This window comes from Variovorax sp. YR266 (genome assembly GCF_900107295.1).
Lineage (GTDB): Bacteria > Pseudomonadota > Gammaproteobacteria > Burkholderiales > Burkholderiaceae_C > Variovorax.
Window position 1 is genome coordinate 317,906 of record NZ_FNPM01000001.1, and the last position, 19,976, is coordinate 337,881.

Sequence of the window (19,976 nt, forward strand, 5' to 3'; positions counted from 1 at the left end):
CGGCGGCGTCCTCATGGCCGGCCCGGGCTTTGCCCTCCAGATCACCAGCCTCTCGCCCCAGGGCGAGGTCGCGCGCGTACGCCAGGTCGTCGCCAAGTTCGACCAGGCCGCCGTCAACTTCGGCGACCCCAAGGCCCCCGCCCCGCTCACGGTGAGCTGCACCGACGCGCAGGCCGCCAAGGGCACGGGCCGCTGGACCGACGCCAAGGCCTGGGTCTACGACTTCGAGAACGACCTGCCGCCCGGCGTGCGCTGCACGGTCACCCGCATTCCCACCTTCAAGCCCGCCAGCGGCGAGCTGACCGGCCCCGAGCGCTACCAGTTCAACACCGGCGGCCCCTTCGTGCGCAACTACATGCCGGGCAGCTACAGCCGCATCGACGAACAGCAGATGTTCGTGCTCGAGCTCAACGGCGCGGCCACGCTCGACAGCGTGCGCCAGAACATCTGGTGCGCCGCCGACGGCGTGGGCGAGCGCATTCCCGTCAAGCTGCTCGACGGCGAGCAGCGCGCAGGCCTGCTCAAGGCCTTCGGCCGCGACAAGGCCGCCGAGAAAGACCCGCTGCGCTTCGTCACCATGCAGTGCAACCGCACGCTGACGCCCGGCGCCAAGGTGCAGGTCGTCTACGGCAAGGGCGTAGCCACGCCTTCCGGTGTGCCCAACAACGTGGAACGCCGCCTCGACTTCCAAGTGCGCGAGCCCTTCGCCGTCTCGTTCACCTGCGAGCGCGAGAACGCGCAGGCCGCCTGCCTGCCGCTGCGCCCGATGCAGCTGACGTTCAATGCACCGGTCACGCGCAAGCTGGCTTCACAAATTCAGCTCAAGGGCGACAAGACCATCAAGGCCAAGCTCGAGAACGAGGGCGGCACGCAGAGCGACGATGACGTGGTCAACGGCGTGAGCTTCGAGCCGCCGCTGGCCGAGAGCACTCAATACAGCATCGAGCTGCCCTCCAAGTTCGAGGACGCCTCGGGCCGACCGCTGGCTTCGCCCGGCACCTTCCCGCTGAAGGTGGCGACCGGCATGATGCCGCCGCTGGCCAAGTTCGCTGCCTCGCCCTTCGGCGTGGTCGAGCGACTGGCCGAGCCCGACACCCCGGCCATGATGCCGGTCACCGTACGCCGCGTGGAGCCGAAGCTGATGGTGAACGCCCTCACGCCCGGCAAGGTGAGCGACATGAACCCGAAGACCGACGCGGAAATCATCGCGTGGTTCCGCAAGGTGCGCCGCTACGACAGCTTCACCATCTCGCGCGAGCAAGCCCGAAAGGACGTGAAGGGCCCGCTGCCGCCGGTCATCGACAAGGACGACCGCACCAGCCTGCAAACGCGCATGCTGTCGCTGCTGGCGGGCCAGTCGGGCGTGAAGGCGCTCGACATGCCCAAGTCCGACGCCGGCGATCCGCGCCCCTTCGAAGTCATCGGCATTCCGCTGACTCCCGGCTTCCACGTACTCGAAATCGCCTCGCAGAAACTCGGCGAGGCGCTGCTCGACGAGCGCTACAACGCCGGCCGCACGATGTACGTGCGCACCACCGCGCTGGCCACCAACCTGGCCGTGCACTTCAAGCTGGGCCGCGAGAACTCGATGGCCTGGGTGACCACGCTCGACAAGGGCAAGGTCGTGGCCGGCGCCGAAGTGCGCGTGTCCGGCTGCGACGGCAAGGCCGTGGCCAGCGGCACCACCGATGCGAACGGCATCGTCATGCTGAACGGCGTGTCGCCGCAGCCGCCGTCGTGCAACGGCCCGAACGAATACGAAACGGGCGCCTGGTTCGTCAGCGCCCGCGCCAAGGACGACAAGGGCGTTGAAGACCTCGCCTTCACCTGGAGCGACTGGCAGCGCGGCATCGAGCCCTGGCGCTTCAACGTGCCGACCAACCTGCAGGCCGAACCCGATCGCGTCGCCCACACCATCTTCGACCGCACGCTGCTGCGCGCCGGCGAAACGGTGTCGATGAAGAGCCTGATCCGCACGCAGACCAGCAAGGGCTTCGGCCTGCCGGAGAGCCGGCCCGACACCCTCGTCATTACCCACACGGGCAGCGGCCAGCGCTTCACGCAGCCGCTGAACTGGCGCAAGACGGCCACCGGCGGCCTGAGCGCGGAGAACACATTCCCCATTCCGCCGGCAGCCAAGCTCGGCGTGTACGAGGTGATGCTGCGCACCGGCAAAGGCAAGGATGCCAACGGAGAAGGCGAGTCCGACGGCGACGAGGACTACGCCCGCAGCTTCAGCACCGGCATGTTCCGTGTCGAGGAATTCCGCCTGCCCGTGCTCGAAGGCCGCATCTCGCCCACCGAGAAGAAGCCGCTGGTGGCCGCAACGAGCGTGCCGACCGACGTGCAGATCAACTACGTTGCCGGTGGCGGTGCCGCCAACCTGCCGGTGCGCGTGTCGGCCATGGTGCGCGGCAAGGCCCTGAGCTTCTCCGACTACGACGCCTTCAGCTTCAACCCGCCGCGCGCCACGCAGGGCGACGGCACCGAGGCCGCCACGCCGGCCGCGGACACGAGCGCCGGAGAGGAAGACCTCAACAGCGTGAACGACACCCGCGTGATCGCCGACAAGCTGCCGCTCACGCTGAACAAGGACGGCGGCGGCAAGGTCACGATCGACAAGGTGCCGAAGGTCAAGGCCGCGCGCGAGCTGCTGCTCGAAGCCACATACGCCGACCCGAACGGCGAGGTGCAGACCATCCGCAGCACGCAGACGCTGTGGCCCGCATCCGTCATCGCCGGCATCAAGACCGAGGGCTGGGTTTCCACCGCCCAGAAGCTGAAGTTCCAGGCGCTCGCGCTCGACCTCACTGGCAAGCCCCAGGCCAACGTGACGCTCAACGTGCGCGCCGTGGCGCGCATCACCACCACCAGCCGCAAGCGCATGGTGGGCGGCTTCTACACCTACGACAACAAGACCGAGACCAAGGACATCGGCACCGTCTGCAGCGGCAAGAGCGATGCGCGCGGCCTGCTGCTGTGCGAGTCGGAGCTGAAGGAAGCCGGCGAAGTCGAACTCATCGCCAGCGCCACCGACAGCGACGGCCGCGACGCCAAGGCCGTGAGCTCCGTCTACGTGACGAAGCAGGGCGAGCTCTGGTTCGGCGGCGAGGACAACGACCGCATCGACGTGCTGCCCGAGAAGAAGAGCTACCAGCCCGGCGAGGTCGCCAAGTTCCAGGTGCGCAGCCCCTTCCGCTTCGCGACCGCGCTGGTCGCGGTGGAACGCGAAGGCATCATCGAGACGCACGTGGTGCAGCTCGACGGCAAGGACCCGACCGTCACCCTGCAGGTCAAGCCCGAGTGGGGGCCCAACGCCTACGTGAGCGTGCTCGCCCTGCGCGGCCGCCTGCGCGAAGTGCCGTGGTACAGCTTCTTCACCTGGGGCTTCAAGTCGCCGCGCGAGTGGTGGACGGCCTTCTGGTACGAAGGCAAGGAATACGTGGCGCCGACCGCCATGGTCGACCTGAGCAAGCCGGCCTACCGCCTCGGCATGGCCGAGATTCGCGTCGGCACGCGCGCCCACCAGCTCGACGTGACCGTCACCAGCGACAAGCCCAGCTACCCGATACGCAGCAAGGCGCAGGTCACCATCAGCGCGAAGCTGCCCGACGGCAAGCCGGCGGCAGGTGCCGAAGTGGCGCTGGCCGCGGTCGACCAGGCCCTGCTGGAGCTGATGCCCAACGACAGCTGGAACCTGCTCAACGCCATGCTGCAGCGACGCAGCTGGGGCGTGAGCACCTCCACCGCGCAGATGGAAATCGTCGGCCGGCGCCACTACGGGCGCAAGGCCGTGCCCGCGGGCGGTGGCGGCGGCAAGGGCCAGACGCGCGAACTGCTCGACACCCTGCTGGTGTGGAACCCGAAGGTGGTGCTCGATGCCAACGGCCAGGCCGTGGTGACGGTGCCGCTGAACGACGCGCTCACCACCTTCAAGATCGTGGCGGTGGCCGATTCGGGCACCAGCCTGTTCGGCACCGGCCAGGCCAGCATCCAGGCCACGCAGGATCTGCAGATCATCAGCGGCCTGCCGCCGCTGGTGCGCGAGGACGACCAGTTCCGCGCGCAGATCACGCTGCGCAACACCACGCAGAAGCCGATGAAGGTCGAGGCCACGCCGCGCGCCACCCTGCTCACGCTGGAGCCGCAGACCGTGGACATTCCGGCCGGCGAGGCGCGTGAAGTGGCATGGACCGTGACCGCGCCCGCGCAGCTCGCGCAGACGCGCGCCGAAGCCATCCTGTGGGAGATCGAGGCGAAAGACATCATCGGCGGCGCGCAAGGTGCGAGAGATGCGCTCAAGGTGCGCCAGCGCATCGTGCCTTCAGTGCCGCTCACGGTGCAGCAAGCCACGCTGGTGCAGGTCGATGGGCCGTTCACGCTCGACGTGGCACCGCCCGCCGACGCCCTCCCCGGCCGCGGCGGCCTCAAGCTGTCTCTGCAGCCCAAGCTGGCCGAAGGCCTGCCAGGCGTGCGGGACTGGTTCGCGAACTACCCCTTCATCTGCCTCGAACAGAAGACCAGCAAGTCGGTCGGCCTGCGTGACGCGAAGATGTGGCAGGGAGTGCTGGCCCAGCTGCCGACGTACCTCGACAGCGACGGCCTGGCCAACTACTTCCCGCCGCGCGACGGCGAGGCCAACCGCGGCAGCGACATCCTCACGTCGTACCTGCTCGCGGCGACGAACGAGGCCGCGCAGCTCAACCCGGCCTTCGCGCTGGCCGACGACGTGCGCGCACCGATGGAGTCGGGCCTGATCGCCTTCGTCGAAGGCCGCATCACGCGCGAGTTCTGGAGCCCGCGCAAGGACCTCGACGTGCGCAAGCTCGCCGCGCTCGAAGCGCTCTCGCGCTACGGCAAGGCCAAGGGCAGCATGCTCGGCAGCATCACCATCGCGCCGAACCAGTGGCCCACCAGCGCGGTGATCGACTGGCTCAACATCCTCAAGCGCGTGAACGACGTGCCGCAGCGCCAGCAGCGCCTGGACGAAGCCAACAACGTGCTGAAGGCCCGCCTCTCATACCAGGGCACCAAGCTGATCTTCAGCACCGAGCAGGACGACTACTGGTGGTGGCTGATGACCAACGGCGACGTCAACACCGCCCGCCTGCTGCTCAGCGTGATGGACGACCCGAGCTGGAAGGACGACATCGGCAAGCTCGCCAACGGCTTCATCGGCCGTCAGCAGAACGGCGCATGGCACACCACCACCGCCAACCTGTGGGGCGGGCTGGCGCTGGAGAAGTTCAGCAAGGTGTTCGAAAGCACGCCGGTGGCCGGCGTCACTGCCGCCACGCTCGGTGCAGTGAAAGCCCAGGTCAACTGGAGCCAGGTCGAACGCGTGAAGACCAGCGACCCGGCCGGTGCACCGAACCAGACCACCTTCTTCGGCGCGCCCGCTTCGCCGGGCAACCTGAAGAACAACACGATGTTCCTGCCGTGGGCAGCATCGCCGTCGGGCGCACCGGTGCGCGACACCCTGCTGGTAACGCAGCAAGGCACCGGCAAGCCGTGGCTCACGCTGCAGTCGATTGCCGCCGTGCAGCTGAAGGCGCCGTTCGCGGCCGGCTACGCCATCAAGAAGACCATCACGCCGGTCGAGCAGGCCACCGCGGGCAAGTACACGCGCGGCGACGTGCTGCGCGTGACGCTGGAAGTGAACGCCAGCGCCGACATGACCTGGGTCGTCATCAGCGACCCGATTCCTGGCGGTGCCACCATCCTCGGCGGCGGCCTCGGCCGCGACTCGCAGATCGCCACACAGGGCGAGAAGAAGTCGGGCGCCGGCTGGGCCGCCTTCGAGGAACGCAGCTTCGAGGCCTTCCGCAGCTACTACGAGTACCTGCCCAAGGGCGTGGTGAAGATGGAATACACCGTGCGCCTGAACAACGTCGGCGACTTCGCGCTGCCGCCAAGCCGCGTCGAGGCGATGTACGCGCCGGAGATGTTCGGCGAGGCGCCGAATGCACGGGTGAAGGTGGAGGCGGCGAAGTAACAATTTAGCGGTCATCGCTTCTTCACCGGCGGTCGTCACCATCGCGGCGAACCAACAACCTGGAGGAAAGATCATGGGTCTGGCTGTCTGTGTCGGCATGCTCGCCGAATTGCTCGAAGACGATCCCGAAAGCGCCGAGGGCTTCGAAGAAGAACTGGCCGAAGCCAACCGCGTGCTGGCCGCCGCGGGGCTTCCCCAGCACACGGAGCCACGCGAGCCGATGGAGCTCGACTCGCGCGCTTCGATCGACGGCTTCCCGTATTCCTTCATCCACTACCTGCGCCGCGCCTACGCCCACCGACTGCTCTCGCCCGACTGGGTGGCCACGCCGCTGCCGGACGACGTCGACCCCACGGCCGACCCGAAGATCCAGGCGCTGCTCGACGGCTCGGCAAGCCACCTGCTGTGTCACTCGGATGCGGAAGGCTTCTACGTTCCCATCGATTTCAAGGAAGTGCTGTTCGACGGGGATGACAGCTGCGAGGAGGAAGGCGAAGGCGAGGAAGATGAAGAAGAGGAAGCCGGCCTCCCCGGCGGCATGCTCGGCTCGTCCTACCGCCTGCTTGAAGAACTCGTGTTCGTGGCTCCGGCCCTGGGCATCCACCTCGACAACGGCAAGCTCTCGGACGAGGAAGCGGAACGCATCGACGCGCTGATCGAGGAAGACGGCGGCCTGTACCGGGAATACGTGTCTTGGCTGCTGCTGTACGAATCTGCTCGGCTGAGCATTGCGCACAAGACGGCGATTGTTTTCTGCTGACGCCGTCACTGAACCCCGGCTGACCGCGACGCAGGCAGTGTTGAACGCCCTCTGACGCGCCCATCGGCCTAAACTGCTTTCCCACCCGCCCCTTCCCCAGGAGACAACAATGACCACGCTCGAAATCGCGAACAAGCTCGTCGCGCTGTGCAGAGAAGGAAAGTTCGAGGACGCGAAATCGCTCTACGCCGATGACGCGGTGAGCGTCGAGGCGGGCGCCCCGCCCGGCCAGCAGCGCGAAGCCGTCGGTCTGGCAGCCATCGAGGCCAAGGGCAAGTGGTGGAGCGACAACCACGAAGTGCATTCGTTCAAGATCACCGGCCCCTGGCCGCATGACGACCGCTTCATCGTCGGCTTCGATTTCGACGTGACCATGAAGCCCACGGGCCAGCGCTTCCAGATGGAGGAAGCAGGCCTCTACACCGTGAAGGACGGGGCCATCGTGCGAGAAGAGTTCTTCTATTCGATGGGCGGCTGAGGCGCCCCGGGGCACGAACACCGGCAAAATGCCCGCAGGTGCCCCCATGAACACACGATTTGTAGAAGCCTTTCTCTGGGCCGCACGGCTCGGCAGCTTCCGCGCGGCGAGCGACCGGCTCCACATCACGCAGGCGGCGGTGTCCAACCGCGTCGCCTCCCTCGAAGAAGACATCGGCGCGCGCCTGTTCGAACGCGATGCGCGCGAGCTGCGGCTCACGCCGGTGGGCGTGCGGCTGATGGACTACGGCGAGCGCCTGCTCGAGTTGCGCCGCGAGATCGTCTCGCTCGGCCGTCCGCGCGAAGACATCCTCGGCCTGGTTCGCATCGGCGCCATCGAGACCGTCGTCCATACCTGGCTGCTGGGCTTTCTCACCAACCTGCGCTCCACCTACCCGGGCATCGAGGTGCAGCTGACCTCCGAGACCACGCTGGCCCTGCACCGAGGCCTGCGCGAAGGCGCGCTCGACATCGCGCTGCAGACCGACCACATCGCCGGCGCGGGCATCGTGAGCACGCCCTGCCTGCCGATGCCGATGGGCTGGGTCGGGCCGCCCGGCGCCGAGCCCATGCAGACGGTCGAGCAGTTGCTGCGCCAGCCCGTGCTCACGATGAGCCCCGGCTCGCAGCCGCACGAAGCGCTGAAGAACCTGTTTCGCGCGGCGGGCATTCCGCTGGGCAAGGTGCACTGCGTGAGCTCGATCTCTGCATTGGCGCGGCTGGTGAAGGCGGGCTTCGGCAACGCGCTGGTGCCGCTGCCGCCCTGCTATGAATACGTGGCCATCGGCGACGTGCGGATCATCGAGTGCGACGCGCTCATCTCGCCGCAGCGCATCGTGGTGAGCCACCTCGAAGCCGCAGACTCCGACGCCATCCGGCTCGTGGCCGAGCTGGCGTGCCGCGCTTCCGACCAGTTCACCACGTCGGCAATCGCACCAACCTGGAGCGCATCGGCAGAGGGTTAACCCTCAAAACAGCGCATTTCGGCCCCGAAAAGGGGCCAGTAATTCTTGTGGCTGTAGCCCAGAAAAACTCGTTTGTGACAGTTCGACCCCGCGACGGAAGATCGCGCCTTCATTTTTCGAAGGCCCGCCTGCTCTTCCGCCGCCATGAACACACCTGACCTTTCTTTCCCCGCAGCGAACGCGAACGGCCTGCTGTTCGTCGCTTCCGATGTCGAGCCGGCCGACGATGCCGACTTCAACCGCTGGTACGACCAGGAGCACGTGGAAGAGCGCGTGCGCATCCCCGGCTTTCTCTCGGGCGCGCGCTACTTCTCGCTCGAAGGCGGCCGCAAGTACCTCGGGCTGTACCGCACCGAATCGCTGGCGGTGTTCGGTTCGCCCGGCTACCGCGCCGCTTTCGAGAAGCAGACGCCGTGGTCCATCGCCAACCTCGACCGCATGCGGCAGCCAGTACGCCGCGTCTGCGCCGTGCGCGCCGTCACGGGTTTCGGCAGCGGCAGCCACGTGGTCGTGCTGCCCCTGCCGGTGGCCGCCGACGCTGAAGCGCTGGTGCAAAGCGCAGAGCGCACCGGCCTTCAGCTGAAGAAAGAGCAGGCAGGCTTCGTGCAGTCGTACCTGCTCGTGCCCGACACCGCGCTCAGCACGCCGCTGCCGCGCGAATCCATCGAAGGCCGCGTGCTGCAGCCGATGCTGGTGATTGAGACCAGCAGCGCCGACGCCGCGCGCACCGCACGTGCCACGGCCGCCGCCGCCTTCGATGCCGACCCCGCCACAGGCTGGCTTCTCGCTCTCGGCTGGAAGCTGAGCGCGGCCGAACTGGGCTGACCCGACTTCCATCTCCTCCCTGAACAAAGGTATTCCAATGACCGAACATGTTCTTCCCGCTGCGGCCACCGCAGCCACGCCGCCCACACCCAGTTCCAGTTCCGGGTCCGCCAAGATGGGCCGCCTGGCCATGGCCAGCTCCATCGGCACCACGCTGGAGTGGTACGACTTCACCGTCTACAACATCATGGCCGCGCTGGTCTTCAACGCGGTGTTCTTCCCGTCGTTCGACCCGCTCACCGGCACCATCCTCGCGTTCTCGACCTATGCGGTCGGCTACATCTCGCGTCCGCTGGGCGGCATGGTGTTCGGCCACCTCGGCGACCGGCTGGGCCGGCGCTTCGTGCTGGTGGCCACGCTGGTCATCATGGGTGTGTCCACTGGCCTGATGGGCCTGCTGCCCACCTATGCAACGTGGGGCATCTGGGCGCCGGTGGCACTGGTTGCGCTGCGCTTCGTGCAGGGCGTGGCGCTCGGCGGCGAATGGGCCGGCGCGGTGCTGCTGTCGATGGAACACGGCAAGCCCGACGAGCGCGGCCGCAACGCCTCGTTCACGCAGGTCGGCCCGTCGTGCGGCACGCTGATAGGCACGGGCTTCATCGCCATCGTGTCGGCCTGGCTGAGCCCGGAAGAGTTCCAGGCCTGGGGCTGGCGCCTGCCGCTGATCTCCAGCGTCGCGCTGGTGCTGTTCGGCCTGTGGCTGCGCCGCGGTGTTGACGAGACTCCCGTGTTCCGCGAGATGGAAGAGAAGAAGGCCACCGCCAAGACCCCCATCAAGGAAGTGTTCACCCAGCACTGGCGCAGCCTGCTGGTGGCCGGTGGCTCGCGCATCGGCTCCGACGTGCTGTACGCGCTGGTGGTGGTGTTCACGCTGACCTACGTGACGACGGTGCTGCACCTGTCGCGGCCGCTGGCGCTCACCGCCACGATGATCGGCGCGGCCTGCAACGCGATTGCAGTGCCGTGGTTCGGCAGCCTGTCTGACCGCATCGGCCGCCGGCCGGTCTACATTGCCGGCGCGCTGCTGGGCATGGTGTGGGCCTTCGTGTTCTTCGTGCTGATGGACAGCGCGCAACCGGTCGCCATCTGCGCGGCGGTGGTGGTTGGCCTCTTGATCCACGCAATGATGTACGGCCCGCAGGCCGCCTTCGTGACCGAGCAGTTCCCCGGCCGCGTGCGCTATGCGGGCGCCTCGCTGGCCTACACGCTGGCCGGCATCGTGGGCGGTGGCTTCGCGCCGCTGATCATCGCGAGCCTGTTCAAGTCGTGGGGCACCACGGTGGCCGTGTCGTTGTACGTGGTGGCCGCACTGGGCCTGACGCTGATCGCCCTCGTGGTGGCCCGCGAAACCGCCAAGCGCCCACTGGAGAACTGATGACGACGAGCATGCATTCCCCTCTGCACTCCCCCCTGCGCTTCGCCTGCGAGAGCATTGCCGACGACGGCACCCGCTCTACCGCCCTGCACAGCATCGCGCCCCGTGCGCTGGTGGTGGCGGGCTGGACCGGCCGCGACATCGCTGCCATCGAGCACCACATCGAAGAACTGGCGGAGCTCGGCGTGCCGCGCCCTTCGAGCGTGCCGCTGTACTACCGCGTCGCGGCCCAGTTGCTGACGCAATCGCCGGCCATCGAGGCGCTGGGTGACCAGAGCTCCGGCGAGGCCGAGCCCGTGTTCTTCTTCTCGCAGGGCGAGTGGTGGCTGAGCGTGGCCTCTGATCACACCGACCGGCATGTCGAGAGCTATTCGGTGGCCGTTTCGAAGCAGATGTGCGCCAAGCCCGTGGCCGAGACCGCATGGCGCTGGCGCGACGTGCAGGCGCACCAGGACTCACTCGAACTGTGCTCGCGCATCTTCGAAGACGGCCGCTGGACCGACTACCAGCGCGGCACGCTCGCATCGATCCGGCCGCTGGCCGCGCTGCGCGACGGCATGCCCGGCGCCGGCAGCGCACCCGAGGGGCTGTTCATGACCTGCGGCACGCTGGGCGCACTGCCCAACGCGAAGGGCGAAGGCATCCGGCCCGCCGGGCAGATGGAAATCGAACTGCACGACCCGAAGCTGCGGCGCCGCATCGTGCATCGCTATGCGGTGGAAGCACTGCCGGTGGTGGCGTGATGAAAGACGGCTTCACCATCGCAGCCCTGCGCGAACGCATCGCGCGCGGCGAGCTGTCGCACGAGGCACTGATCGAACAGGTGCTCGAAGCGGCCACGCAACCCGCTGCCGAGCACGTCTTCACGCGGCTCTACGCCGATGCCGCGCTCGCTACAGCCCGGCACGCCGATGCGGCGCGCAAGGCCGGCATCGAACTCGGCCCGCTCGCCGGCCTGCCCGTGTCGGTCAAGGACCTCTACGACGTGGCCGGTGAAACCACCATGGCCGGCTCCGCCGTCTGCGCAGGCGAACCGCCGGCCACGCGCGACGCAGTCGCCGTGACGCGGCTGCGCACGCAAGGCGCTGCCATTGTCGGCAAGACCAACATGACCGAGTTCGCGTTCTCGGGCGTGGGCATCAACCCGCACTACGGCACGCCGCGCAATCCGGCCGACGCGGCCACGGCGCGCATTCCGGGTGGTTCGTCGTCGGGCGCTGCGGTGTCGGTGGCGCTCGGCCTCGCTGTCGCGGGGCTGGGCTCGGACACGGGCGGCTCCATCCGCATTCCTGCCGCGCTGTGCGGGCTCGTGGGCTTCAAGAGCACCCAGTCGCGCGTGCCGCGCACCGGCGCCTTCGAACTGGCGCGCTCGCTAGACACGGTCTGCGCCATGGCCCGCAGCGTGGAAGACTGCCTGATCGCCGATGCGGCCATTGCCGATGCACCGCTCGCGGTGCGCCGCCGCCCGCTGCAGGGCATGCGCCTTGCCGTGCCGCGCACGATGATGTTCGACGATATCGAGCCCGCAGTGGCGCACGCCTTCGACCGCGCGCTGCAGGCCCTATCGGCCGCTGGCGCGCAGATCATCGACATCACACTGGCCGAACTCGCCGAGATCGCGACCGTCAACGCGCCCGGCGGCTTCTCGCCGGTCGAGGCCTCTGCGGTGCACCGCGAGCGCTTCGCCGCAAAGCGCAGCGGCTTCGATTCGCGCGTGGCCGCCCGCATCGCGCTCGGCACCGAAGTGCGCGCCGCCGACTACATCGCCATGCAAGACCGCCGGCGCGACTGGATCGGCCGCGTCGAACGGGCCATCGAAGGCTTCGACGCCCTCGTGTGCCCGACCGTGCCGATCGTCGCGCCGCCCATTGCGGCGCTGGCGGAAGACGCCGCCTTCTTCAAGGCCAACGGCCTGCTGCTGCGCAACACCTTCGCGATCAACCTGCTCGACGGCTGCGCCTTCAGCCTGCCCTGCCATGCGCCGGGCGAACTGCCGGTGGGGCTGATGCTGGCCTCGGTGCGCGGCGACGACGCGCGGCTCGCGGCCGTAGCGCTGGCTGTGGAGGCTGCGCTGTAGAAGCCCGGAACGTAAATCAGGGGCTGACGAATCTCGGGTCGAGCTGCGCTGCACCGGCGTGATCGTGACGGCGGCGCTGTAGGGCGTCGCGTCAGGGCGCTTCGCACTCGTCGATGAAGTTCTCGAGCAGCTTCTTGAGCTGGCTGGTCTTGCGCGGCCCCAGCGCTTCTTCGATGACATCGTGGTGCGCGTCCACGCTTTTCTTCAGGCGCGAGACCGTTTCCAGGCCCAGGTCGCTGATGTAGACCAGCACCCTGCGGCTGTCGGTGGCGTCGGCTGCGCGCTGCACCAACCCGCGGCTCACCAGCTTGTCGATGTTCTTGGTCAGCGCCGGGTGGTTCAGCAGCACGGTTTCCGCCAGGTCGCCCATGGAACGCCCCTGCTCGTCGGCCAGCACCTGCAGGATGCGCCAGTGCTCTTCCGTCACCTCTTCCGCGGCGATGGATTGGGCCAGGCCGATGCGCATGCGCCGGTTGGCTGAGGCCAGCAGGTAGGCCAGGTACTGGGAAATGTCTTGCTCGGGCATGGGCGGCGGGGCGGTCTGCGTCGGAATCGGATGCGGGTGAGTCTACGCAGAATCGTTTGCCTTGGAAAGTATTGGCGCGATTTTTGCAGCATGCTCAGCCCCAGTCGCCGTCCTTCCATCCTCCGCACCGGTCATTCGCCCCATGCTCGCCCTCTCATCGAACAGGATTGCGGCCCGCGCGCAACGGCCGCGGCCCCTGCTTGCGCGCCAGGAACTCAACATCGCGCTGTGCGTGCCGCTGGGCGGCACGGCCGGCATATGGGCTCCCTCTTCCCTCGCCTGCGCCAAGCTGGCGCAGGCCGAGCTCAACCGCGACGCGGGCATCGGGGGCCGCTCATGCCGGCTGCTGACCGTCAATGCCGCGGGCGATTCGGCCGACATCGAAGCCACGCTGACCGAACTGGTGCAGGCCGGCGACATCGACGCCATCATCGGCATGCACACCAGCGCCGTGCGCCATCGCATCCTGCGCGCCGTGGGGGGACAGATCCCGATCGTCTATACGCCGCTGTACGAAGGCGGGGAATCCACGCCAGGCGTCTTCGCGATCGGCGAGACCGCCGCACGCCAGCTGCAGCCGGCGATCGGCTGGCTGGGCCGCCACAAGCACCCGCGGCGCTGGTTCGCGGTCGGCAACGACTACATCTGGCCGCACATCTCGCACCGGATGGCGCGCGGCTACATCGCGCAAGCCGGCGGCGAGCTGGTCGGAGAGACGTACGTTCCCTTCGGAACCACGGATTTCTCGCAGGTGCTCGACGCGCTCCACAAGGGCAGCGTCGACGCCGTCCTGCTCTCGCTCATCGGACAGGATGCCATCGAGTTCAACCGGGCCTTCGGCCGCACGAGCCTGTCGCGCGCCATGCTGCGGCTGTCCTGCGCCATCGGGGAGAACGAACTCCTGGGCATCGGCGCCGACAACGCGGAAGACCTCTACATGGCCTGCGGCTACTTCGCCACGCTCGACACGGAGGCCAACCTGGCCTTCAAGGAGCGCTACCACGCGCATTTCGGCGAGCGCGCGCCGACTCTCAACACCTTCGGCCAGTCGACCTACGAGGGCATGCATTTCCTGGGCGCGCTGTTCGCCGGGAGCAGGCAGCCCATGGCCTGCCTGGAACACCTGGGCGGCACGCCGATCCACTACCGCAGCGCGCGGGAAGCCGACTACCAGGGCGGTGGAGTGAACCGCACGCCGATCTATCTGGCCCGGGCCGAAGGCAATGCGTTTCGCGTCATCACGCGACTTTGAGTGAGCTGAGAACGGTTGTGTTTTATTTTCCAAGGAAAATAAAATCCTTGACTTGGAAAATATCGGCACACAGAATAAAGCCGTGACGAGCCTGTAGGCGCCCGCTGCTTCGCACGGTGCGGCAAGGCCGACGCAACGCCGATCCGGCCGCCTCTTCGGGGCTGCCGGCGCCCACTCAACGAAGAACGCGGAGTCCGCTCATGGCCATCAAGCGCCCTACCCTCGACCAGCTGCAGGACGTTGCCCTGGGCCTGGGCATCCATCTGTCCGAAGCGCAGGCCAGCAGCTACAACGCGCTGCTGCAGGCCAACTTCGACGCCTACGACGCGGTCGACGCGATGCCCGACTACCTGCCTGTCGTGAGCTATGCGCGCACGCCCGGCTACCGCCCCCTGGGCGAAGAAAACAAGTACGGCGCCTGGTACGTCAAGACCACGATCAAGGGCAAGGCCGAGGGCAAGCTCGCCGGCAAGACCGTGGTGCTCAAGGACAACGTCTGCCTCGCCGGCGTGCCGATGATGAACGGCGCCTCCACGCTCGAAGGCTATGTGCCGAACGTCGACGCCACCGTCGTCACCCGGCTGCTCGATGCCGGCGCCACGGTGGTGGGCAAGTCGGTCTGCGAATACTTCTGCTTCTCGGGCGGCTCGCACACCAGTGCCTCCGGGCCGGTCCACAACCCGCACCGCATGGGCTACTCGGCCGGAGGCTCCTCGTCGGGCAGCGCAGCGCTGGTGGCCGCGGGCGAGGTCGACCTCGCGATCGGCGGCGACCAGGGTGGCTCCATCCGCATGCCGGCGTCCTATTGCGGCATCTACGGCATGAAGGCCACCCACGGCCTGGTGCCCTACACCGGCGTGATGCCGATCGAACTCACCATCGACCACACCGGCCCGATGACGGCCAACGTGACCGACAACGCGCTGATGCTCGAAGTGCTGGCCGGCCCCGACGGGCTCGATCCGCGCCAGCATGCGGGCCAGGCCGCCAAGCCCTACAGCGAGCTCATGAAGGACGGCGTGCGCGGCCTGCGCATCGGCATCGTCAAGGAAGGCTTCGGCTGGCCCCAGTCGGACCCCGCCGTCGGTGCCAAGGTGCGCAAGGCGGCCGAGGTGTTCACCCGGCTGGGCGCGATCGTCAGCGAGGTGTCGGTCCCCATGCACTCGGTCGGCCCGGCGATCTGGCTGCCGATTGCCGCCGAGGGCGCCACCCAGCAGATGATGAAAGACAACGGCCACGGCTTCAACTGGAAGGGGCTCTACGTCACCAGCATGGTCGACTTCCACGCCGGCTGGAAGCACCGCGCCGACGAGCTCTCCGAAACGCTCAAGCTCACCATGGTGCTGGGCGAGTATTTCATCAAGCACTACCGCGGCCACTACTACGCCAAGGCGCAGAACCTGGCCCGCCAGCTGACCGCGGCCTACGACAGCGCCCTGTCCGATGTCGATCTGCTGCTGATGCCCACGCTGCCGATCACGGCCACGCCGCTGCCAGCGCCCGGCGCCAGCATCGAGGAGGTGGTCACGCGCGCCTTCGAGGTGCTGCCCAACACCTGCCCCTTCGACGTCACCGGCCATCCCTCGATGAGCGTGCCCTGCGGGCTGATCGACGGCCTGCCGGTCGGGATGATGCTCACCGGCCGCTGCTACGACGAGGCCACCATCTACCGCGCCGCCTATGCCTTCGAGCAGGCCGGCGACTGGAAAGCCATCTGACGCTTTCGCCCGCTTTCTTCTGTTCCCACCCTTCCCGACAACACAGTGGCGGCTGCGCCCGCCGAGCAACGAGGAGTTAGTTCCATGGATCGTCGTTCCTTCATCCAGTCTTCGGCCGCTGCCCTGGCGGGCACTGCAATGCCGCTGTTTCCGATGGCAGCCATGGCCGCCGACGAGATCGTCGTCGGCAGCATCGTCGACATGTCGGGCGGGCTGGACATCTACGGCAAGCCGATGGCCGACTGCATGACGCTCGCGGTCGAGGAGCAGAACGCCGCCGGCGGCCTGCTGGGCAAGAAGATCAGGCTGGCCACCTACGACCCGCAGTCGAACATGCAGCTCTATGCGCAGTTCGCGCAGCAATCGGCGCTGAAGGACAAGTCGACGGTCGTGATGGGCGGCATCACCTCGGCCTCGCGCGAGGTGATCCGGCCGGTGCTCACGCGCAACAAGACGCTGTACTTCTACAACACGCAGTACGAAGGAGGCGTGTGCGACCGCAACACCTTCTGCACCGGCGTCACGCCCGGCCAGACCGTCGCCAAGCTCATTCCCTACGCGATGAAGAAGTGGGGCAAGAAGGTCTACGTGGTGGCGGCCGACTACAACTACGGCCAGATCACCTCGCAATGGGTCAAGAAGTTCGTGCAGGAGAACGGCGGCTCGGTCGCCTCCATCGACTTCTTCCCGCTCGACGTGACCAACTTCGGCCCGACCATCTCGAAGATCGAGGCGGCCAAGCCCGACATGATCGTCTCGGCGCTGGTCGGCGGCGCACACATCTCCTTCTACCGCCAGTGGGCCGCCGCGGGCCTGACGAAGAAGATCCCGCTCGCGTCCACGACGTTTGCGGGCGGCAACGAGCACATCGTGCTGTCGCAGGCCGAGGCCGACGGCTTTCTCATCTCCTACAACTACTTCCAGAACCTCGACACGCCGCAGAACAAGGCCTTCAAGGAGCGCTTCTACAAGCGCTTCGGCGCCGACTATCCGAACATCACCGAACTCGCGATGGGTACCTACCAGGGCTTCAAGCTCTGGGCCGAGGGCGTGAAGAAGGCCGGTTCGCTGGACCGCGAGAAGATGATCGCCGCCCTGGAGACCGGCATCAGCATCGACGGCCCGAGCGGCAAGGTCTCGCTCGACCCGGCAACCCACCACTGCGTGCTGAACGTGAGCATCGCGGAGGTGCGCAACAAGCAGCTCAACATCGTCGAGACCTTCCAGCAGCAGCCCCCGGTGGACACCAGCGCGGTCTGCAACCTCGTGAAGAACCCGAAGGACAACCAGCAGTACGTGATCAAGGTCTGAAGGCAAGGCACCGGCATGGATCTCGCACTCGTCGTTCTCATCCAGGTGCTCTACGCGGTGGCGAGCCTGGTCATCGTCTCGGCCGGGCTGGCCGTCATCTTCGGGATGATGAAGGTCATCAACCTCGCGCACGGCGAGTTCATGATGCTCGGTGCCTATGCCGTCATCGCGGCGCTCAAGATCGGCGTCAACCTGTGGATCGCGATGTTCATCGTCGCGCCGATCGCGGTGGGCCTGGTCGGCGTGGTGCTGGAGCGGCTGGTCATCCGCCGCCTCTACGGCCGCATGGTCGACACCATGCTGGCCACCTGGGGACTGTCGCTGCTGCTGGTGGGCATCGTCACCTCGGTGGCTGGCAACACCACGGCCGGCGTCTCGGCGCCGCTGGGCAGCTTCTCCGTCGGCGCCTATTCGGTCAGCGGATACACGCTGGTGATCATCGCGGTTGCCGTGGCGCTGTCACTCGCGATCCGCTTCGTGCTCACGCGCACGCAGCTTGGCCTGATCGCACGCGGCACCATGCAGAAGCCCGACATGGCGAACGCACTCGGCATCAGCCCGAGCCGCGTGTACTCGGTCACCTTCGCGGTGGGTGCCGCGCTCTCCGGCCTGGCCGGCGGGTTGCTCGCGCCGCTGACGGGCGTGGTGCCGACCATGGGCGCCGCCTTCGTGGCCAAGGCCTTCATCACCGTGATCGGCGGCGGGCCGGCCATCCTGGCAGGCTTGATCGGCGCATCGACGCTGTTCGGCGCCATCAACCAGCTCGCGACCTTCGTGACCACGCCGGTGCTGGGCGAGGTGGCGCTGCTCGTGGCCGCGATCGTGATGCTGCGGCTGCTGCCGCAAGGCATCACCGGGCGTTTCTTCAAGGGGTCCCTGTGAATCGTTTTGCCAAGTCCTGGGCCAGCGCGGCGATCAGCCTGGCCGTTGGCGTCGCGCTGCTCTTCGGCCTGCCCGGCGTGATGGACGACTACACGCTGATCGAAGTCACGATCTACGCCGTCATGTCGATCCTCGGCGTGAGCCTGGCCTTCATCTGGGGCTTCGGCGGCATCCTGTGCTTCGGGCAGGCAGCCTTCTTCGGGCTCGGCTCGTACACCTACGCGATCGCGATGATGAACATGGGCGACAGCACCGTGCCCTTCCTGCTCGCGATCGTGGTCCCCGCGCTGTTCGCCGCGCTGCTGGGCTACGTGATCTTCTACGGCCGGCTGTCGGACGTGTACATGGGCGTCATCACCCTCACCGTCACGCTGATCCTGTTCAACCTGATCAACTCGACCGCCGGGCCGGAGTGGCGCATCGGCAGTGCGCCGCTGGGCGGCTTCAACGGCATCCCGGCAATACCGACGCTCAACTGGCCCGGGCAGCAGGACGAGGTGCTCACGCCGAAGGACCTGTTCTACGTCACCTTCAGCTGCCTGCTGCTGGTCTACCTGGGGCTGCGCGTGCTGATCAGCTCGAAGATCGGCCGCGTGATCGTCGCGGCCAAGGAGAACGAGCAGCGCGTGCTGCTGCTGGGTTACGACGCGCGCGCCTACAAGCTCTTCAGCTTCACGCTGGGCGGCGCCATCGCGGGCCTGGCGGGCTGCCTGTTCGCGAACTGGGGCGCGTTCACGAGCCCCACCATCTTCGGCCTCGGGCAGTCGGCGCAGATCATCATCTGGGTCATCGTCGGCGGCCTGGGCACGCTGGTCGGGCCGATCGTCGGCTGCATCGCCATCCAGTGGCTCACCTCGCAGATCGGTACGCAGCAGACCTTCAATTCAAACCTGGTGCTCGGCGGCATCCTGGTGGTCTTCGTGCTGCTGGTGCCGCGCGGCATCGTGCCGACCCTCGGCGACCTGATCGACATGGCGTGGCGGCGCCTGCGCAAGACGCCGGCCCATGCCCCGAAGGCGGCCTCGCCCGCGGCAGTCCCCAAGGCCCCGGTCGAAGCGCCGCACGCGCTGGCCGCAACGGAGACGGCCCCATGACGACACCCCTGATCGAGACCCGCAACCTCAACGTGCGCTTCGGCGGCGTGCACGCCACGCGCGACGTGAACTTCACGCTGGCCGAAGCCGAGCTGCGCTGCGTGATCGGCCCGAACGGCGCCGGCAAGAGCACCTTCTTCAAGCTGCTGACCGGCCAGGTCAAGCCGACCTCGGGCCAGATCCTGTTCCGCGGCCAGGACATCTCGAAGATGCAGCCGCACGACCCGGGCCGCCTGGGCATCGGCATCAAGACCCAGGTGCCCAGCCTGTTCAACGGGCTGAGCGTGTGGGAGAACGTGTGGCTCTCGGCGCGGCGCCTGAACAGCACCGCGCAGGCCGACCGCATCACGCGCGAGACGCTCGAACGCGTAGGCATGCATGCCTACCGCGACGTCACGGCCGGGCTGCTGGCGCACGGCATGCGGCAGTGGGTCGAGATCGGCGTGGTGATCGCGGCCGATCCGCCGCTGATCCTGCTCGACGAACCGGCCGCCGGCATGAGCGACGCCGAGGTGGCGCGCACGGCCGAACTCATTCTGGAAATCAACCGCCAGCATGCGCTGGTGGTGGTGGAACACGACATGAACTTCATCCGCATGATCGCCAGGAAGGTCACCGTGCTGCACCAGGGCGCCGTGATCAAGGAGGACACGCCGGACCGCATCATGAGCGACCCGCTGATCCAGCAGATCTACCTCGGCAAGAAGCCGCACTGAACC

The 19,976-nt window shown here is 67.5% G+C and carries 15 protein-coding genes; 14 read left to right on the forward strand and 1 reads right to left on the reverse strand.

The window, feature by feature from the left end; genetic code table 11:
* Window positions 1–13: 13 nt before the first annotated feature.
* From BLW48_RS01510 to BLW48_RS01545, 8 genes are all read left to right on the forward strand, one after another.
* Window positions 14–5,995, forward strand: coding sequence for an alpha-2-macroglobulin family protein (locus BLW48_RS01510; protein WP_371127536.1), 5,982 nt, complete (start codon window positions 14–16; stop codon window positions 5,993–5,995).
* A 73-nt stretch (window positions 5,996–6,068) separates the two neighbouring features.
* A complete protein-coding gene (locus BLW48_RS01515; protein ID WP_093172222.1) occupies window positions 6,069–6,755 on the forward strand; it encodes a hypothetical protein in 687 nt (228 codons plus the stop codon).
* Window positions 6,756–6,864: 109 nt separating this feature from the next.
* Window positions 6,865–7,233 (forward strand): nuclear transport factor 2 family protein, encoded by a 369-nt coding sequence (locus BLW48_RS01520; protein WP_093049273.1) that lies wholly within the window; start codon window positions 6,865–6,867, stop codon window positions 7,231–7,233.
* A gap of 46 nt (window positions 7,234–7,279) precedes the next feature.
* Window positions 7,280–8,197, forward strand: coding sequence for a LysR family transcriptional regulator (locus BLW48_RS01525; RefSeq protein ID WP_093049270.1), 918 nt, complete (start codon window positions 7,280–7,282; stop codon window positions 8,195–8,197).
* Window positions 8,198–8,341: 144 nt separating this feature from the next.
* Complete coding sequence (locus BLW48_RS01530; protein ID WP_093172224.1) at window positions 8,342–9,022, forward strand: DUF4286 family protein; 681 nt, start codon at window positions 8,342–8,344, stop codon at window positions 9,020–9,022.
* Between the two features lie 37 nt (window positions 9,023–9,059).
* Window positions 9,060–10,397: an MFS transporter gene (locus BLW48_RS01535; RefSeq protein WP_177142248.1), complete on the forward strand. Its 1,338-nt coding sequence runs from the start codon at window positions 9,060–9,062 to the stop codon at window positions 10,395–10,397.
* On the forward strand, window positions 10,397–11,140 hold the full coding sequence (locus BLW48_RS01540) for a DUF2848 domain-containing protein (protein ID WP_093172226.1): 744 nt from the start codon (window positions 10,397–10,399) through the stop codon (window positions 11,138–11,140). Before BLW48_RS01535 ends, BLW48_RS01540 begins: the two co-directional genes overlap by 1 nt.
* The gene (locus tag BLW48_RS01545) at window positions 11,140–12,474 is read left to right on the forward strand and encodes an amidase (protein WP_093172228.1); all 1,335 of its coding nucleotides are present in this window, start codon (window positions 11,140–11,142) and stop codon (window positions 12,472–12,474) included. The genes BLW48_RS01540 and BLW48_RS01545 overlap by 1 nt, the downstream gene beginning before the upstream one ends.
* 91 nt (window positions 12,475–12,565) lie before the next feature.
* On the opposite strand, the gene BLW48_RS01550 is transcribed toward BLW48_RS01545, so the two are convergent.
* Window positions 12,566–13,000 (reverse strand): MarR family winged helix-turn-helix transcriptional regulator, encoded by a 435-nt coding sequence (locus tag BLW48_RS01550; protein ID WP_093049237.1) that lies wholly within the window; start codon window positions 12,998–13,000, stop codon window positions 12,566–12,568.
* 142 nt (window positions 13,001–13,142) lie between these two features.
* Between BLW48_RS01550 and BLW48_RS01555 the strand changes: the two genes are divergently transcribed.
* The 6 genes from BLW48_RS01555 to BLW48_RS01580 all read left to right on the forward strand — a co-directional run bounded on the left by BLW48_RS01555 (window position 13,143) and on the right by BLW48_RS01580 (window position 19,973).
* Entirely contained in the window at window positions 13,143–14,252 is a 1,110-nt protein-coding gene (locus BLW48_RS01555) for a substrate-binding domain-containing protein (protein WP_093172231.1), read from the forward strand.
* Window positions 14,253–14,452: 200 nt separating this feature from the next.
* A complete protein-coding gene (locus BLW48_RS01560; RefSeq protein WP_093075653.1) occupies window positions 14,453–15,970 on the forward strand; it encodes an amidase in 1,518 nt (505 codons plus the stop codon).
* 84 nt (window positions 15,971–16,054) lie between these two features.
* Entirely contained in the window at window positions 16,055–17,281 is a 1,227-nt protein-coding gene (locus BLW48_RS01565; protein ID WP_093172233.1) for an urea ABC transporter substrate-binding protein, read from the forward strand.
* 15 nt (window positions 17,282–17,296) lie between these two features.
* Window positions 17,297–18,163, forward strand: a complete 867-nt coding sequence (locus tag BLW48_RS01570; protein ID WP_093172235.1) for a branched-chain amino acid ABC transporter permease — start codon at window positions 17,297–17,299, stop codon at window positions 18,161–18,163.
* Window positions 18,160–19,257: a branched-chain amino acid ABC transporter permease gene (locus BLW48_RS01575; RefSeq protein ID WP_256328809.1), complete on the forward strand. Its 1,098-nt coding sequence runs from the start codon at window positions 18,160–18,162 to the stop codon at window positions 19,255–19,257. The genes BLW48_RS01570 and BLW48_RS01575 overlap by 4 nt, the downstream gene beginning before the upstream one ends.
* Window positions 19,254–19,973, forward strand: a complete 720-nt coding sequence (locus BLW48_RS01580) for an ATP-binding cassette domain-containing protein (RefSeq protein WP_093049222.1) — start codon at window positions 19,254–19,256, stop codon at window positions 19,971–19,973. The genes BLW48_RS01575 and BLW48_RS01580 overlap by 4 nt, the downstream gene beginning before the upstream one ends.
* Window positions 19,974–19,976 lie beyond the last annotated feature (3 nt).

What these genes read in the sequence shown, in the direction of transcription:
- BLW48_RS01510 (WP_371127536.1), top strand. Translation starts at nt 14, where the DNA reads ATGGCCGGCCCGGGCTTTGCCCTCCAGATCACCAGCCTCTCGCCCCAG.
- BLW48_RS01515 (WP_093172222.1), top strand. Translation starts at nt 6,069, where the DNA reads ATGGGTCTGGCTGTCTGTGTCGGCATGCTCGCCGAATTGCTCGAAGAC.
- BLW48_RS01520 (WP_093049273.1), top strand. Translation starts at nt 6,865, where the DNA reads ATGACCACGCTCGAAATCGCGAACAAGCTCGTCGCGCTGTGCAGAGAA.
- BLW48_RS01525 (WP_093049270.1), top strand. Translation starts at nt 7,280, where the DNA reads ATGAACACACGATTTGTAGAAGCCTTTCTCTGGGCCGCACGGCTCGGC.
- BLW48_RS01530 (WP_093172224.1), top strand. Translation starts at nt 8,342, where the DNA reads ATGAACACACCTGACCTTTCTTTCCCCGCAGCGAACGCGAACGGCCTG.
- BLW48_RS01535 (WP_177142248.1), top strand. Translation starts at nt 9,060, where the DNA reads ATGACCGAACATGTTCTTCCCGCTGCGGCCACCGCAGCCACGCCGCCC.
- BLW48_RS01540 (WP_093172226.1), top strand. Translation starts at nt 10,397, where the DNA reads ATGACGACGAGCATGCATTCCCCTCTGCACTCCCCCCTGCGCTTCGCC.
- BLW48_RS01545 (WP_093172228.1), top strand. Translation starts at nt 11,140, where the DNA reads ATGAAAGACGGCTTCACCATCGCAGCCCTGCGCGAACGCATCGCGCGC.
- BLW48_RS01550 (WP_093049237.1), bottom strand. Translation starts at nt 13,000, where the DNA reads ATGCCCGAGCAAGACATTTCCCAGTACCTGGCCTACCTGCTGGCCTCA.
- BLW48_RS01555 (WP_093172231.1), top strand. Translation starts at nt 13,143, where the DNA reads ATGCTCGCCCTCTCATCGAACAGGATTGCGGCCCGCGCGCAACGGCCG.
- BLW48_RS01560 (WP_093075653.1), top strand. Translation starts at nt 14,453, where the DNA reads ATGGCCATCAAGCGCCCTACCCTCGACCAGCTGCAGGACGTTGCCCTG.
- BLW48_RS01565 (WP_093172233.1), top strand. Translation starts at nt 16,055, where the DNA reads ATGGATCGTCGTTCCTTCATCCAGTCTTCGGCCGCTGCCCTGGCGGGC.
- BLW48_RS01570 (WP_093172235.1), top strand. Translation starts at nt 17,297, where the DNA reads ATGGATCTCGCACTCGTCGTTCTCATCCAGGTGCTCTACGCGGTGGCG.
- BLW48_RS01580 (WP_093049222.1), top strand. Translation starts at nt 19,254, where the DNA reads ATGACGACACCCCTGATCGAGACCCGCAACCTCAACGTGCGCTTCGGC.